Source organism: Rhodococcus sp. LMD (assembly GCF_056108245.1).
Window position 1 is genome coordinate 1,421,141 of sequence record NZ_CM148557.1, and the last position, 16,117, is coordinate 1,437,257.

10 protein-coding genes and 1 pseudogene are annotated in these 16,117 nt (G+C 73.4%); 6 read left to right on the top strand and 5 right to left on the bottom strand.

Going from position 1 to position 16,117, the window contains the following annotated elements:
• Window positions 1-24 precede the first annotated feature (24 nt).
• Window positions 25-1,248 (top strand): annotated as a pseudogene (locus ACWPQI_RS06700) (EAL domain-containing protein).
• Here ACWPQI_RS06700 and ACWPQI_RS06705 read toward each other — a convergent pair.
• Window positions 1,235-2,857 (bottom strand): FAD-binding oxidoreductase, encoded by a 1,623-nt coding sequence (locus ACWPQI_RS06705; RefSeq protein ID WP_119699544.1) that lies wholly within the window; start codon window positions 2,855-2,857, stop codon window positions 1,235-1,237. The pseudogene ACWPQI_RS06700 and the gene ACWPQI_RS06705 overlap by 14 nt on opposite strands.
• A gap of 25 nt (window positions 2,858-2,882) precedes the next feature.
• A complete protein-coding gene (locus ACWPQI_RS06710; RefSeq protein ID WP_010592548.1) occupies window positions 2,883-4,538 on the bottom strand; it encodes an alkaline phosphatase D family protein in 1,656 nt (551 codons plus the stop codon).
• Window positions 4,539-4,730: 192 nt separating this feature from the next.
• Here ACWPQI_RS06710 and ACWPQI_RS06715 point away from each other — a divergent pair, with 192 nt between their 5' ends.
• Window positions 4,731-4,961 carry a hypothetical protein gene (locus ACWPQI_RS06715; protein WP_026137637.1) on the top strand — a complete coding sequence of 77 codons (231 nt, stop codon included), beginning with the start codon at window positions 4,731-4,733 and terminating at the stop codon, window positions 4,959-4,961.
• Between the two features lie 43 nt (window positions 4,962-5,004).
• On the opposite strand, the gene ACWPQI_RS06720 is transcribed toward ACWPQI_RS06715, so the two are convergent.
• Together ACWPQI_RS06720 and ACWPQI_RS06725 are read right to left on the bottom strand one after the other, a co-directional pair.
• On the bottom strand, window positions 5,005-5,487 hold the full coding sequence (locus ACWPQI_RS06720) for an SRPBCC family protein (protein ID WP_010592546.1): 483 nt from the start codon (window positions 5,485-5,487) through the stop codon (window positions 5,005-5,007).
• A complete protein-coding gene (locus tag ACWPQI_RS06725) occupies window positions 5,484-5,816 on the bottom strand; it encodes an ArsR/SmtB family transcription factor (protein WP_010592545.1) in 333 nt (110 codons plus the stop codon). The genes ACWPQI_RS06720 and ACWPQI_RS06725 overlap by 4 nt, the downstream gene beginning before the upstream one ends.
• 66 nt (window positions 5,817-5,882) lie before the next feature.
• Here ACWPQI_RS06725 and ACWPQI_RS06730 point away from each other — a divergent pair, with 66 nt between their 5' ends.
• The 4 genes from ACWPQI_RS06730 (at window position 5,883) to recD (ending at window position 14,946) form a co-directional block, all read left to right on the top strand.
• A complete protein-coding gene (locus ACWPQI_RS06730) occupies window positions 5,883-6,380 on the top strand; it encodes a DUF2505 domain-containing protein (RefSeq protein ID WP_026137636.1) in 498 nt (165 codons plus the stop codon).
• A gap of 114 nt (window positions 6,381-6,494) precedes the next feature.
• Window positions 6,495-9,788 carry an exodeoxyribonuclease V subunit gamma gene (gene recC, locus ACWPQI_RS06735; protein ID WP_102030863.1) on the top strand — a complete coding sequence of 1,098 codons (3,294 nt, stop codon included), beginning with the start codon at window positions 6,495-6,497 and terminating at the stop codon, window positions 9,786-9,788.
• Window positions 9,785-13,081, top strand: a complete 3,297-nt coding sequence (locus ACWPQI_RS06740; protein WP_407040694.1) for a UvrD-helicase domain-containing protein — start codon at window positions 9,785-9,787, stop codon at window positions 13,079-13,081. The genes recC and ACWPQI_RS06740 overlap by 4 nt, the downstream gene beginning before the upstream one ends.
• The gene (gene recD / locus ACWPQI_RS06745; RefSeq protein WP_474738702.1) at window positions 13,078-14,946 is read left to right on the top strand and encodes an exodeoxyribonuclease V subunit alpha; all 1,869 of its coding nucleotides are present in this window, start codon (window positions 13,078-13,080) and stop codon (window positions 14,944-14,946) included. The genes ACWPQI_RS06740 and recD overlap by 4 nt, the downstream gene beginning before the upstream one ends.
• A gap of 22 nt (window positions 14,947-14,968) precedes the next feature.
• Here the strand turns inward: recD and ACWPQI_RS06750 are convergent, their stop codons facing one another.
• Window positions 14,969-16,102, bottom strand: a complete 1,134-nt coding sequence (locus ACWPQI_RS06750; RefSeq protein ID WP_474738703.1) for a flavin-containing monooxygenase — start codon at window positions 16,100-16,102, stop codon at window positions 14,969-14,971.
• Window positions 16,103-16,117: the final 15 nt, after the last annotated feature.

Here is a 16,117-nt window from a genome sequence, read left to right on the forward strand (position 1 = left end):
GGTCGCCCGTGCGACGCTGGGCACATGGTGTTCGTCCTCGCCGATCCCTCCCGGCCCGCGGTTCCCGGGGCCGCGGGTCTGCAGGTGACGCCGTTCTGCGCGCCGGTGCGCCGCCTCGACTCGGGTGCGCTCGCCGCGGTGGAGGTCCAGCTGCGCGGACCCGCAGACGGGCCGCTCGCCACCGCGGAGGCGCTGCGGGCCGCGGCACGGACGATGAGCGAGAAGCGGCACCTCGACCGCCTCAAATGGTCGGTCGCGCAGTCGCGGCCGGTCCGGACCGTTCCCGCGCTGGTGGCGATGGACATCGAATCGGTCGAGACCCTGGACGTCCCCGACGTGGAAGGGTAGCGGCGCGATGTCGTGGTGATCACCGAGGAGTCCCTGATCGCCGACCCGTCGCGGACGTTGCGCGCGGTGGCCGACGCCCGTCGCCGCGGCAAGGTCGTCGCCGTCGACGACGTCGGGTCGCGGCCGCAGTCCCTGGCCCTGCTGCCGCTCGTCGAGCCGGACGTGATCGTCCTGGCGCCGCGGCTGTCGGCCCACCGCGCGGACGATGCCACGGCCCGTACCGCGCACGCCGTGGCCGCACAGGTCGAACGGACCGGTGCGCTGGTGATCGCGGACGGCGTCGATACGGAACTGTGCCGGCGACGGGCCCTGGCCCTCGGGGCCACCTACGGGCTCGGGGCGCTCTATCCCGCAGTCGACACCCCGGAACAGCTCGCGGGGGACAGGGTCGACCCCTCCCCGCCCATCCCCGTCCGCGGCGCACCCTCCGCGGAGACGAGCACACCGTTCGCGATCGCCTCGGACGGGCGCCGGCCCGTGCACAGCGTCAAGCGTCTGCTCGTCGCGATGAGCACGAGTCTCGAGAATCAGGCTGGCGCCGCGGGCCCGGAGACCATCGTGCTCGGCACCTTCCAGTACGCCCGCAACTTCGGGGAGCGCACCCGAGCGCGCTGGCAGTACCTGGCGGATCGGGTCGCGTACGCCGGGGTGTACGGCGTGGGCCTCGGACCCTGCGCGGAGGCACGCATTCACCACGCGTCGCTGGACCCGGACGACCCGCTCGTCGAGGAGTGGAACGTCGTCGTCCTCGGCCCGTACTTCGCGTGTGTCCTGTCGGCCGTGGACCGGCATCGGGGCACCGACGACCTCGATCGCGAGTTCGACTACGTCGTCTCGTACGACCGCGGCACCGTGGTGCGGTGTGCCCGTTCGATCCTGGACCGGTTCACGACGGCGTAGGACGGTCCGGCACGGGACCGATCAGCACCCCCGGATTCAGGATGCCCGCCGGATCGAGCGCCGCCTTGGCCGCCTGCAGGACCGCGGCGAACGGGCCGGGCCGTTGACGGTCGTACCAGGGCCGGTGATCGCGGCCGATCGCGTGGTGGTGGGTGATCGTGCCGCCGGCGCTCAGGAGTGCCTCCGACACGGCGGCCTTGATGTCGTCCCACTGCGCCACCGTGCTGCCCCACCGGCCCGCGGCGTAGATGCCGAAGTAGGGGGCGGGGCCGTCCGGGTACACGTGGCTGAACCGGCATGCGACCACCCCCGTCGCGCCCGCCCGGCGCAGCGCCTCGTTCGCGGCGTCGTGCACCGCCTCCCGCAGGGTGTCGAAAACGTCCCAGGTGCACGCGGTTTCGAAGGTCTCGACGATCATCGATCGGGCGGCCAGGGCATCGCGCAGGTACGGCATGCGCAGGAACGACGACCGCCACCGTGCCGCGGCGCCCGTGTCGGTCCCGTCCCCGGCCGTGTGCCGCGGCGGCTCCGGCAGGGTGCCGCCGTGCCCGCGGCACAGGTCGACAGCCCGGTCCAACCACGCGTCCACCGGGTGATCGGCGGACTCGAAGGCGAGCAGGAGGACGCCGCCGGGGGACGACGTGGCCGCGTTGACGAACGCCTCGACGGGGTCCAGCAGCCGGCAGTTGGCGGGACGCAGCCCCGACTGGGCGACGGCGCGCGTCGCGGCCACCGCCGCGCCGTAGTCGGCGAAGTGCACCGAGGCGTCGGCTCGCCGACGGGGGCGAGGCTGCAGCCGCATCCAGGCCTCGGTCACGATTCCGAGCGTCCCCTCGGAGCCGAGGAACAGGCGATCCGGTGAGGGGCCCGCTCCCGAGCCGGGCAGTCGTCTCGACTCGCACGTGCCGGCGGGGGTGACGACCCGCATCGACTCGACGAGATCGTCGATGTGGGTGTACCCGGTCGCGAAGTGGCCTCCCGACCGCGTGGCCAGCCAGCCGCCCAGTGTGGAGAACTCGAAGGACTGGGGGAAGTGCCGCAGCGTCAGACCGGACGGGCGCAGGCCGTCCTCGAGTGCCGGGCCCAGGGTGCCCGCTCCGATGCGGGCCGCCCGGCTCGTGGCGTCGATCTCCCGGACCCCGGCGAGGCCGGTGAGATCCATGCTCACCACACCGGTGAAGTCGCCGTCGAGCCGTGGCTCGACACCACCGACGACGGAACTGCCGCCGCCGAACGGGATCACGGCGACGCGCGCCCCGGCGCACCAGTCCAGCACGTCCACGATCTCGGTTTCGGTGGTCGGCCGCACGACGAGATCGGGCGGATGGCGCAGGTCGCCGAGCAGGTTCCGCACCACATCCCGGAACGCGCGACCGTGGGTGTGGGCTGCCCGATCCACCGGGTCGGAGGAACACAGCGGCGCAAGGGAATCGGGCGCCGCGATGCGTGCGGGCGGTAGTCCGAGCGACGCGATGTCCGGTGGCGGGTGGTCGGTCAGGTCGGCGCCGGGCAGCAGAGCCGAGGCGCGTGCGATCAGCTCCCGCAGTTCCCCGCCGCGTACGGCGTCCTCGACGGTGCCCCAGCCCCACCACGAACGCGTTCGGGTCACGACGCCCGCACCGGCGTGCGCGGTCTCACGGGGCGCCCTCCGGTGCCGACAGCACCAGGTCGGCGGTGGTGGTGAAGCCGACGGGCCCGCGCGGGACCCGTTCGGAACGTTCCAGCAGCAGATGGGCGGCGCGGCCGGCCAGGCGCAGCGTCGCGATCTGGTTGCCGAAGAACGGCCCGGTCGCGCGGGTCCACTCGATCGGTACCGGGGGCACCTCCGACACCCGTCCGAGCACGAAACGCACGGCCCGTTCCATCGCCCGGCTCCAGGAGACGCGGAACACCGCCCGGACCGCGGCGGGCACATAGTTGTGCAACGGCGAGCAGGTCAGCTGGAACACCCGGGTCGACATCGGATCCGGGAACCGTGCCTGCGCGACGTAGGCGTGGTGCACGTCGCCCGAGAGCACGCAGATCGTGGCCGGCGGACGGCCGGACGGTCCGGTGCAGCGGCCCCGGCCGATCTCCGCGAAGAGCCGGGCGAGCCGGTCGAACGAGTCGCGGAACGCCGCCCAGTGCTCGAGGTCCGCGCCGCGGCGGACGATCTCCGCCCAGCCGGCGACCCGTTTTCCGCGCACCCCGGCGGCGAGCCGCTCGTCCCAGGACTCGAGGTCGTGCAGCGCCCGCGGCAGCAGCCAGGGCAGCGACGTCCCGACGAGCAGGTGGTCGTAGTCGCCCTCCGTCTGCCGCTCGATCCAGGAGAACTCCGGGTCCGAGACCATCTCGCGACGCCCGCCGGCCAGGATCCGGCCGCAGCGCGAGTCGATCACCAGCAACCGGACGTTCCCGAGGTCGCGCCGGAAGGACCACAGGGTGCCCTTCGCGCCGTCGGCCTCCTCGTCCGCGGCCGACGCGAATTCCCGCAGCAGCGGCTCAGCATCCCCGTCGCACTTGCGGACGCGCTGGTACAGCTCGTTGCCCGCGAGCTCGGCGGGATCGAGGTTGCCGAGGTGCTGGTACACCCAGTACGACGCGAGGGCGCCGACGATGCGTTCCTCCCACCACGAGGTGGCTTCGACCTCGTCGCGCCAGGACTGCGAGGTGTTCCAGTCGTCGTGCACGTCGTGGTCGTCGAAGATCATCGAGGTGGGGACGGTGGACAGCAGCCAGCGCACGTGGGGGTCGGACCACGACTCGGCGTAGAGCCAGGTGTACTCCTCGTAGTTGCGGACCTGCGGGCCGGGAGGCTCGTCGAGGTCGTGGCGCTCGCGGACCCGCTCGAGGGTCTGGGCGGACAGTTCGTCGGCGTAGACCTGGTCGCCGAGGAGCAGCAGCGCGTCGGGCCAGCGGTCCGGTGCCCGGGTCGTCATGCGCTGCGCGTACGCGTCGAGCGCGTCGGCGCCGAGCTTGTCGTCGTTCTCGGTGGCGGCCGTGGTGGCGAACCGGCACGAACCGAAGATCAGTTCGAGGGGGCGGCCGGTGCCGAGGGTGCGGACGACGGACGCCGGGAAGTCGGGGGGCGGCCAGACCGGATGTCCGTCGAGGCGGACCTCGTACGGAGTGGTCGAGCCGGACTCGAGGTCGTCGATCACCACCAGTGCGTAGTGGTGACCGGCAACGGTCCAGGTGTGTTCCCGGTGGCCGAGGATCTCGACGGTGCACGGGTCCGACGTCTCCACCCACACGGTGGCGTCGCGGCGACCGACGTGCCGCAGGACCGGACCCAGGACGAGTTCTGCCATGGCGCCACCTACATCGGAGTTCGGCTCGGCGTTACAGCCATGCGCACGAGCCTACTGGCGCGCGGGGTCTGCGCGGTCCGGCTCGGCCGATTCGTCGTCGGGGGTGGTGCCGGGTGCCGATGCGGAGGATGGTGAGGGGTGCCGGGTGACCGGCGGACAGATGCGCACTGCGAGGGGAACGGAGCGGAGCAGTTGAGTACTCAGCCCAGGTCCGAGGACCCACTGGAGAACATCGACGAGGACACGAAGCGCCGGGCATCGGAGCAGGCGGAGGAGATGCAGCGCCGGTACGAGCCGGGGGCGCGCCCCACGGTGACGCTGCCCGGAACCGGGGGGACGGTGTCGGGCACGGCGTTCGCCGACATCGTCGAGACGGGGAGCGACGAGGTCGACGAGGAGGGCGACACCGCCCCCGGCCGGTGATGCCCGCAGGCCGTGGCACCCGCACTGCGGGTGCCGGGCGCGGTCACGTCCGGGCGAGCAGTGCGTCCAGTGCCGCGTAGCTCTGGCCGAGACCCTCGGCCATGCCGGAGTTCAGCATGCCGTCGCGTTCCTCGGAGGTGTGGAACTGCGAGACGGTGACCACGCGGGTGCGGCCGTCGCCGAGGTCTTCGAACGTCGCGGTGTCGATGGCAACGTACGCCGGCATGCCGTCCCATTCGAAGGACTGGACGATGCGGTCCTTGGGGGTGATCTCCCGGAATCGCCCTTCGAATCCGTGGGCTTCACCGTCGCTGTGCTCGACGAACCGCCAGTGTCCACCCCGTTCGAACTCGAAGCGTTCGACGTCGAGGCGGTTGCCCCGGCCCCACCACCGGGCGAGCAGCTCGGGGTCGGTGTAGGCGGCCCAGACGCGGTCGCGGTCGGCGTCGAAGACGCGCTCGACCCGGATCTCCCGCTCGTGGGGAGTCGTGACCGTAAGCGGGGCAGAGGGATTCGTGGTTGTCATGGCGTTCCTTTCGTTCGGTCGAGGAACTCCGCAAGGCGGTCCATGCGGCCCTCGATCATCTGCTGGTGGTCGCGGATCCAGTCCGCTTCGTGCTCGAGTCGGTTGATGCCGAGCCGGCAGTGGCGCACGCGGCCCTTCTTCTCGGTGACGACGAGACCTGCCTCCTCGAGGAGCCGGACGTGTTTCGTGATCCCGGTCGGTGTCATCCGGTACCGGGCGGCCAGGTCGCTGATCGAGGCCGGTCCGGCGCGCAGATCCTGGAGGATCCCGCGCCGGGTCGGGTCCGACAGCGCCGCGAACGTGGCATCGAGACTCGAATACTGAACCATCAGGTTCAGTGTTGCAGGGCTGCGGAGCCCTGTCAACGGTCCCGACCGGCCGATACTGTGCAGTTCATGCCGAAGTCCTTCGCCTTCACCACCGAGCTGGACCACCACGTCCGCGACGTGCACGCGGTGCTGCTCGACGAGCGGTACTGGCTCGACCGGGTGGCGGACCGGGCGAGTGCCACCGCGATCGTCGAGGAACCGCACGGTCCGGGCAGTGTGCGGGTGACCGTCACGGACCGGTCCGAACCCTCGGATCTGCCGTCGATCGTGCGCGGCGTGCTGCGCGGGCCGCTGATCGTCGAGCGCACCGACGAATGGGGTCCGCTGGTCGACGACGTCGCCGACGGGCTGCTGTCCGGAGGCGCCACCGGCCTGCCGGTCGCCCTCGAAGGACGATCCCGGCTGCGGACGAGCCGCACCGGTGGGACGTACGTCGACGTGCAGGGGCAGGTCGTCGTCCGGGTCCCGCTCCTCGGCGGCCGGATCGAGTCGATGGTGCACGGGATGGTCCAGCAGATCGTCGAGCACGATCGGATCGCGATCGCGGCGTGGCTGTCGCGCTGACCTGCCCCGACCGGTCCGGCAGCGCGCGTCGCGCGGCCGCCGCGGCGAGCGCTGTCGCCGGGATGTGATAAGCCGGTGCAGGACCGGAACACACCGAGCGACGAGGGGACCCGCGTGCTGACGCTGCACCGCGCCGAGCGCGCCGACACCCTGGCCGCCGCTCTCGCCGAGTTGCTCGTCGTGCCCCTCGCCGACCCGTTCGCCCGCGAGATCGTCGCCGTCCCCGCCAAGGGGGTCGAGCGGTGGCTGACGCAGCGGCTGTCGACGGTGCTCGGCGGCACCTGCGGTGACGGTGTCGCCGCCAACATCGACCACCCGTCGCCGGCACGGCTGGTGGACGAGGCGCTGGCCGCTGCCACCGGCCGGACGGCGGCGGACGACCCCTGGCACCCCGACCGGATGCGGTGGACGCTGCTCGACGTCGTCGACGACTGCCTCGACGAACCGTGGTGCACCGTCCTCGCCCGGCACCTCGGCCGCGACGGCGTCGATCACCGCGCCGGTCGACGCTACGCCACCGCCGCCCACCTGGCCGACCTGTTCCGCAGCTACGCGTCGCAGCGCCCGGAGATGCTCGTCGACTGGGCCGCCGGGCGCGACACCGACGGCACCGGCCACGACCTCGCCGAACACCTCGTGTGGCAGGCCCGGCTGTGGCGGCGGCTGCGCGAGCGCCTCGGCGACGACAGTCCCGCCGAGCGGCTCACCGCCGCCTGCACGCGGTTGCGCACCGACCCGGAGCTCGTGGACTGGCCGGCTCGGCTGTCGCTGTTCGGCCCCACCCGGCTCACCGTCGCCCAGTGCGCGGTGCTGTCCGCGGTTGCCGCGAACCGTGATGTGCACCTGTGGATTCCGCATCCGAGTCCGGCGATGTGGGAAGGGCAGGCGGCCGCGGCGCCGGTTCGTCGTCGCGCCGACGACCGCAGTGCCCTCGCGGTGCAGCACCCCCTCCTGGCGAGCCTGGCCCGGGACGTGCGCGAACTACGCGCGCACCTCGCCGGTCCCGGAGTCGCCGACGTGCACCACCCCGGCGGGACCGGCCCCGACACGCTCCTGGGGCGCCTGCAGGACGACCTCCGGGCCGACCGGCCCCCGGCCCGCTCCGCCGCCGCCGACGGCACGATCCGCATCCACGCCTGTCACGGTCCGGCGCGGCAGGTGGAGGTGCTGCGCGAGTGCCTGCTGCACCTGTTCGCGGACGATCCGAGTCTCGAACCCCGCGACGTGGTCGTCATGTGCCCGGATGTGGAGACCTACGCGCCGCTCGTGCAGGCCGCATTCGGCCAGGGTGCCGCCCGGCACGACACCTCCGGGCACCCGGGACACCGGCTACGGGTGCGTCTCGCCGACCGCGGCCTGCGCCGCACCAACCCGGTGCTGGCGGTCGTCGCGACGCTCGTGGGGCTCGCCGACGCACGGGTGACCGCCAGCGAGGTCCTCGACCTCGCCGGGGCCGCGCCGGTGCGCCGGCGGTTCGGCTTCGTCGACGACGACCTCGAACGGCTGCAGGAATGGACCGCCGCTGCCGGGGCCCGCTGGGGCATCGGCAAAGGGCAGCGGAACGCCTTCGGCCTCGGGGACTTCCCGCAGAACACGTTCGGCACGGCCCTGGACCGGATCCTCCTCGGCACGGCCGCCGACGAGTCGCAGAGCGAGTGGCTCGGACTCACGCTCCCGCTCGACGACGTCGAGAGCAACGACATCGACCTGACGGGACGGTTCGCCGAGTACATCGACCGGCTCACGGTGGCACTGCACGGCCTGCGCGGTCCCCAGCCGGCCGCGCAGTGGGCCGACGCCCTCACCCGCGCACTGGATCTGCTGACCGATGTCGATCCCGCCGACGCCTGGCAGCTCACCCAGGCTCACCGGGAACTCGCCGCCGCCGTCGAGCACGCCGGGCCGGCGCCGCTGCGGCTGGCCGACGTGCGGGCCATGCTGACAGCCCGGCTCGCGGCACGCCCGACGCGCGCGAACTTCCGGACCGGCGAGCTGACCGTGTGCACGATGGTGCCGATGCGGTCGGTGCCGCACCGCGTCGTGGTCCTGCTCGGCCTCGACGACGAGAGCTTCCCCCGCTCCGCCCACATCGACGGCGACGACGTGCTGGCAGTGAATCCCTGCCTGGGGGAACGTGATCCGCGCAGCGAGGACCGGCAGTTGCTGCTCGACGCCGTCATGTCGGCGGGGGAGACGCTGCTGCTGTTCTACACCGGTGCGGACCCGGTCACCGGTGCCCGCCGCCCCCCGGCGATCCCGCTGAGCGAACTGCGCGACGTGGTCGAGACGATGGTCGGTCCCGACGGCATGGCCGAGCTCCTCACCCGGCATCCGTTGCAACCGTTCGATCCGCGCAACTTCCGGCCCGACCGCCCGCTGAGCTTCGACCGGGCCGCACTCGCGGGGGCGCGCGCCGCGCAGCACCCGGCGAAACAGCGTCCCGGACTGCTGCAGCGGCCGCTCACGCCGGCCGCGCGCACCGACGTCGACCTGGCCGACCTCGTCGCGTTCGTCACCCACCCCACCCAGGCGTTCCTGCGGCAGCGCCTCGGGGTGCGGGTGCCCGATCGCGACGAGGACATCGCCGACGCCCTCGATGTCGGCCTCGACCCGCTCGCCCGGTGGGACCTCGGCGACCGCATGCTCGAGGCGCTGCTCGCCGGCACGGACCCCGCGGACTTCCGGGCCGCCGAATGGCGGCGCGGTACCCTGCCGCCGTACCGGCTCGGTGAACTCGCGCTCGACGACGTCGCCGCCACCGTGGGCACCTTGGTGGCGGTGTGTCGGCCGATCTACACGGGACCGGCCGACACAGTCGACGTGAACGTCGACCTCGGGGACGGCCGGCGCCTGACCGGGACGGTCGGCGGGGTCCACGGCGCCGTCGTCGCCCGCAGCACCTTCTCCCGCCTGGCGCCGAAACACCGCCTCACCGCCTGGGTGCACCTGCTCGCCGTCGCCGCGTCGGACCGGCCGGGGCCGTGGCAGGCCGTCACCACCGGCCGTGGGCGCTTCCGCAGCACCCCGGCCTGGCGGTCCACGATCAACGCCCCGGCCGACCCCGTGGAGCAACTCGCCCGCCTCGTGGACCTGCGCGACCGCGGGTTGCACGAGCCGCTGCCGACCGCCACCGCCGCCGCCGCGGAGTACGCCGAGCGCCGCCACCGCGGCGACTCCGTCGAGATGGGACTCGACGCCGCCGCCCAGGAGTTCGGATCCACCTACGGCGAACGCACCGACCGCCACCTCGCCTACCTGTACGGCCCCGACGTGACGCTGCGGGACCTGACCTCCGTCGCCGCCCGCGACGACGAACAGACGTGGCACGGCGAGCCCACCCGATTCGGCGCCCTCGCGCGACGCCTGTGGGAGCCGTTGCTGTCCAACGAGATCCAGGGGCGGCCGTGACCCGAACCGTGTCCGAGTTCGACCTGCTGGGGACGCTTCCCACGGGCACCACCGTGCTCGAGGCCAGCGCGGGAACCGGCAAGACCTACGCCCTCGTCGGCCTGGCCACCCGGTTCGTCGCCGAGGGCACGGCGGAGTTGTCGGAGTTGCTGCTGGTGACGTTCAGCCGCGCCGCGACGCAGGAGCTGCGCGAACGCACCCGGGACCGGTTCGCCGCCGCCGCGCGGGCGCTGGCCGATCCGGACGCCGCCCGCCGCCATCCCGACGAGCTGATCCGGCACCTCGCCGCCGGCGACGTGGCCACGCACCGGCGCCGGCTGCTGCGGGCGCTGTCCGACTTCGATGCCGCCACCATCGCCACCACGCACGGGTTCTGCCAGCGCATGCTCGACGAGCTCGGCACCGCCGGGGAACGCGACTCCGCCGCGGTACTCGTCGAGGACGTCGACGACCTGACCGCCGAGGTCGTCGCGGACCTGTACCTGCGGCGGTACGGCCGCGCGGATGCGGCACCGATCTCACACGCGGAGGCGGCGGAGGCCGCGCGTGCCGCGATCTTCGACCCGCAGGCCACGCTCGCCCCCGAGGGCGCCGACGGCACGCCCGCGGGTGAACGCGTCGAGTTCGCCCGGGCCGTGCGGGCCGAGGTCGACCGCCGCAAACGCCTCGCGGGTCTGCGGGACTACGACGACCAGCTCTCGCTGCTGCACGCGGTGCTGACCGATCCCGGGCACGGCGAGGCCGCGTGCCGCCGCATCGGCTCCCGATTCCGGGTCGTGCTCGTCGACGAGTTCCAGGACACCGACCCGCTGCAGTGGGAGATCCTGCGCAGCGCGTTCCACCGGCGCACGACCCTCGTCCTCGTCGGCGACCCGAAACAGGCCATCTACGCGTTCCGCGGCGCCGAGGTGCTCAGCTATCTCGGCGCGATGGAGTTCGCCGACGAGCACCAGGAACTCGTCCGCAACTGGCGCAGCGACGGGAACCTGCTCGCGGCCCTCGACCACCTGTACGGCGGTGCGGCCCTGGGGGATCCGCGAATCGTGGCGCATCGGGTCGAGGCCGCGCAGCCGCCGTCCCGGATCGCCGGGGCGGTGCCGCTGCGGCTGCGGCACCTGCCGCGTGCCGGGGCCGGTCCGTGCGGGGCCTCCGGTTTCCCGAAGGCACCGGCGTTGCAGGCCCGGGTGGCACGCGACGTCGCGGCGGACATCGCGGCACTGCTCGGCGGCGAGGTCACCGTCGACCTCGGCGGTGGCCGGCGACCCGTCGAACCCGGCGACGTCGCGGTTCTGGTCCGGACCAACGCGCAGGTCGCCCTCGTGCACGGAGCCCTCACCCGCGCCGGGATCCCGGCCGTGCTCGCGGGCGGAACCAGCGTCTTCGCGACCCCCGCCGCGCGGGAATGGCTGCGGGTGCTGCAGGCACTCGAGCAGCCGCACCGTCCCGACCGGGTGCGTCTGGCCGCCCTGACCTCCCTGATGGGGCACACCGCCGGGGACGTCGACACCCGCGGCGACGAGCTCGTGGCCGCGGTCGGCACCCTGCTGCGCGAGCTGGACCTCGTGTTCGAGCGGTCCGGCTTCGCCGCGCTCTTCGAGCGCCTCGCCGCGTCCTGCGCCCTCGAGCCGCGACTGCTGGGCTGGCCGGGCGGCGAACGGGAACTGACCGATCTGCGCCACCTCGCGCAACTGCTCGACGAGACCGCGGCGGCCGGCGCGCTCGGTGTCACGGCGCTGACCCGCTGGCTGACCGAACGGATCGCCGAGGCGGGCACGGCCCGCGCCGACCGCAGCCGCCGGCTCGACAGCGACGCCGCCGCGGTGCAGGTGCTGACCGTCCACGCCAGCAAGGGACTCGAATTCCCCGTGGTCTACGTGCCGTTCGCGTGGGAGTCGGGCGTGCGGTCGAAACCGGACCGGCTCCTGCTCCACGACGACTCCGGACGCCGGATCCTCGACGTCGGCGGCGAGGGCAGCCCCGGATACGGGGAACGTCGCCGGCGCCACGACGACGAGGTGGCCGGTGAGGAACTGCGGCTGCTGTACGTCGCGCTGACCCGCGCCCGCTGTCACCTGGTGCTGTGGTGGGCTCCCGGATACAGCACCCCCGGCGCGCCGCTGCACCGCCTGTTGTTCGGCCGGGCACCCGGCACGTCCGACGTCGCCCCCAAGGCCCGCGTGCCCGAGGATCCGATCGTGGCGCAGCAGCTCGCCGCGTGGGCCGACCGAGCCGCCGGCTCGGTGTCCGTCGAGGCCGTCGGCTCGGCGCCGATCCCCACCGTGACGTGGGTGCGCCCGCGTGAGGCCGTCGTGGACCTCGAGGCGGCGCGTTTCGACCGCGAGCTCGACGACGCCTGGCGGCGCACCTCGTACACCGCCCTCACCGCCGCCGCCCACGACGAACCCCACCAGGTGCGGGCGGAGACCGAGCAGCCGGTGAACATCGACGAACCGGAGGAGCCGCCGCTGCTGCCGGCCGACGCGGGCGAGGGCATCGAGTCCCCGATGAACGCCCTGCCCGGTGGGGCGGTGTTCGGCACCCTCGTGCACGCGGTGCTCGAGGTCGTCGACACCGCCGCCGCCGACCTCGGCGCGGAACTGCTGCGCTGTTGCCGCGACACCGTCGCCGAACAGTTCTCCGACGTCGACCCCGAGGAGCTGGCGACGGCACTGCTGCCGGTCCTGCGGACCCCGCTCGGTGGGGACGCGGGCACACTCGCCGACATCGCCCCGGCCGACCGCCTCGCCGAACTCGACTTCGAGCTGCCCCTCGCCGGCGGGGACGATCCAGTCGCCACCACCGTCACCCTCGACGGTGTCGCCCGGTTGCTGCGTGCGCACCTGCCCGCCGACGACCCGTTCGCCTCGTACGCCGATCTCGTCGGCACCCTCGAGCCCACCCCGCTGCGCGGCTATCTCACCGGCAGCATCGATTCGGTGCTGCGGATCCGCGGCACCGAGCCGCGGTTCGTGATCGTCGACTACAAGACGAACCGCCTCGGGCCGGAGGAGCTCACCACCGCCCACTACACCCGGGACCGGATGGCGCAGGAGATGCTGCGCGCCCACTATCCGATGCAGGCGCTGCTGTACGCCGCCGCCCTGCACCGGTACCTGCGGTGGCGGCTGCCCGGCTACGACCCGGCGGTGCATCTCGGCGGCGTGCAGTACCTGTTCGTGCGCGGCATGGTCGGTCCGGAGACCCCGGCGGGCTGCGGTGTGTTCGACTGGACGCCGCCGCCCGCCCTCGTCGCCGCACTGTCCGATCTGTTGGCAGGCAAGGAGATTCCGTGACCAACGCCCAGGTGGCCCAGCGCGGCAAGGGTGCCCTGCGGGTCTTCAACGAGGCCGGGGTGCTCGCGGCCGCCGACGTGCACGTCGCGCTGCGGCTCGCCCAGCTGGCGGGGGAGACCGCCGAGGAGGTGCACCTCGCCACTGCGCTGGCCGTGCGCGCCGTGCGCGCCGGTTCGGTGTGCCTGGACCTGACCCGGCTGCGCGAGATCACCGTCGACGAGTCCGCCGAGGTGGATCTCGCGGCGCTGCCGTGGCCGGAGGACGACGCCGTCGTCGCCGGCTTGCGGCGCAGCCCGCTCGTCGTCGGCGGCGACCGCGGCCCGCTGCGTCCGCTGCGCCTGGTCGAGACTGCCGACGGTCCGCTGCTGTACCTCGACCGCTACTTCCGTCAGGAGGAGGCGGTCCGGCGGATCCTCGACGCCCGCGGGCTCGGTCATCCCGTCGTCGACGAGCCGGCGCTCGAGCGGGGACTGCGCGAGTTGTTCCGCGACCAGCACGACCCCGGTCGTCCGTCCGCCGCACCGGACCGGCAGCGCATCGCCGCGGCGCTGGCCGCCACCGGGTGGACCACGGTGATCGCGGGCGGGCCGGGCACCGGCAAGACCCACACCGTCGCCCGGATACTCGCGCTGCTGACCGCGCTGCACGGTCCCGCCCTGCGGATCGGACTGGCCGCGCCCACCGGCAAGGCCGCGGCCCGGCTGCAGGAATCCGTCCGCGAGCAGGCCGGGCCGTTGGGCCTGCGCGCCGACCTGACCGCGATGACCCTGCACCGCATGCTCGGCTGGCAGCGCGGCCGCACCCGGTACCGCTACCACGCCGGCAACCACCTGCCCTACGACGTCGTGGTCGTCGACGAGACGTCGATGGTGTCGCTGACCATGATGTGCCGGCTGCTCGAGGCCGTCCGCTCCGGCACCCGGCTGATCCTGGTGGGCGACCCGGACCAGCTGACGTCGGTCGACGCCGGCGCCGTCCTGGCCGACCTCGTCGCCCGTCCCGTGACCGCGGCGGGAAACCCCGTCCTCGGGCGCGTCGTCGCAGCCGACCTCGATGCCGGCGACGACCCCGCCGAGGCGTCGCTCTCCGCGGGTGAGCGGAACCGGTTGCGCGGCGGCGTGATCCGGCTCAGCCGCGGCCGGCGGTTCGGCGGCGACATCGCGCACCTCGCCGTCGCCGTGCGGGAGGGCGACGCCGACGCGGTGATGCGGATCCTCGACGGTGGTGGCCCCGAGGTGTCCTTCCACGCGCCGGACGACCTCGAGGCCCTGCGGCGCGACGTCGTCTCCACCGCCGCGACCGTCACCGCCGCCGCCGTCGCGGGCGACGACGTGACCGCGCTCGAGAAGTTCGAGACGCACCGCCTGCTGTGCGCGCACCGGGAGGGGCCGTACGGGGTGCAGTGGTGGGCGCGGCGGGCGATGGAGTGGATCGCCGCCGACACCGGCCGGCGGCTCGACACCGAGCGCTGGTACCCGGGGCAGCCGCTGCTCGTCACCGCCAACGACCACGAGACCCGCATCTACAACGGCGACACCGGCGTCGTGGTCGTCGATGCGGACGGCGAACCCGTCGCGGCGTTCGCGCGCGGCAGGGAGCCGTTCCGGCTCCACCCCAGTCGGCTGTCGGCCGTGCAGACGGTGTACGCCATGACGATCCACCGCAGCCAGGGCAGCCAGTACGGCACGGTCTCGGTGATCCTGCCCCCACCCGAATCCTCGCTGCTGACCCGCGAATTGCTGTACACCGCGATCACCCGGGCGCGCGGTCACGTGCGCCTGATCGGCACCGAGGAGGCGGTCCGCGCCGGGGTCGGGCGGCGGGTGTTGCGAGCCAGCGGACTGCGCCGGCAGCCGCGCGCCTGACTCCCGCGCGGGTGGCCGAATGTCACATCGGTTCGATCGGATCGAAGCGATGTGACATCGGGCCGACCGGCGCGCGGTGCTCGACGAGGTGCCGGACGACGTGCCCGGCGTCCGCGCCGGCCCCGCCGACGAGCATCGAGCGGAACGACGACTGGAAGCACAGCCCGGTGAAGTACAGGCCGGGAATGGTGGTCACCACCCCGTGCTCCTCGAGCGGCCAGCCGTCCGGGCCGAGCACCGGCAGCTCGATCCAGTCGTAGGCCTGACGGAAGCCGGTGCACCACAACACGTTCGTCACGTCGAGGACGCGCCCGCCGGCGAGGACTGGGCGGCCGTCGACGACCCCGGTGACCCGTTCGGTGATCCGTTCGACGCCGAGCGCGGCGAGGTCCTCCCGCTTGACCCGCAACAGCGGTGCGCCGTGGCGGCGTTCGAGTTCACGTACCTTCCGGCCGAGCGGGGTGCGTACGGAGAGCACGTGGCCCCACGCGAACCACACGATCGGGAAGAGCACCCGCATCCGGCGGCTCTCGAGCCGCACCGGGAGCTGTCCGGTGTCGCGGCCGCACAGGATCGTCGGATGGGACGTCGCCACCTCGTAGGCGAGGTCGCCGCCGGAGTGGGACGCGCCCACCACGAGCACCGGGCCGTCGGTCAGCTGCGCCGGATTGCGGTACTCGCTCGAGTGCAGCTGCACGATCCGCGGGTCCAGCTCGGCCGCGAAGTCCGGGATGCTGGGGGTGCGGCCGAACGTGCCGGTGGCGACGACGACGTTGCCGGCCTCGATCCGCATCTCGCCGCAGTCGAGGACGAAGCGGCCGTCCTCGCGCGACAGCCGTCGCACGCGGGTGCCGCCGCGAACGGGCAGCTCGAACCGCGCGGCGTACGCCTCGAGGTAGTCGGCGACGTCGTCCTTCGTCGGGAAGCGGTGCGGATCGCCGGGGAACGGCATGCCGGGCAGGCCGTCGTATCCGGCGGGGCTGTACAGGCGCAGCGAATCCCAGTGGCTGCGCCAGTTGTCGCCGATCCGCCGGTTCGCGTCGACGATCAGGAAGGGGCGCCCGTGCCGGGCGAGGTGGTAGCCGGCGGACAGCCCCGCCTGGCCTGCGCCGATCACGACGGTGTCGATCCGTCGGGGTGCACTGTCGGTGGTCATCGGAACTCCCGGGCT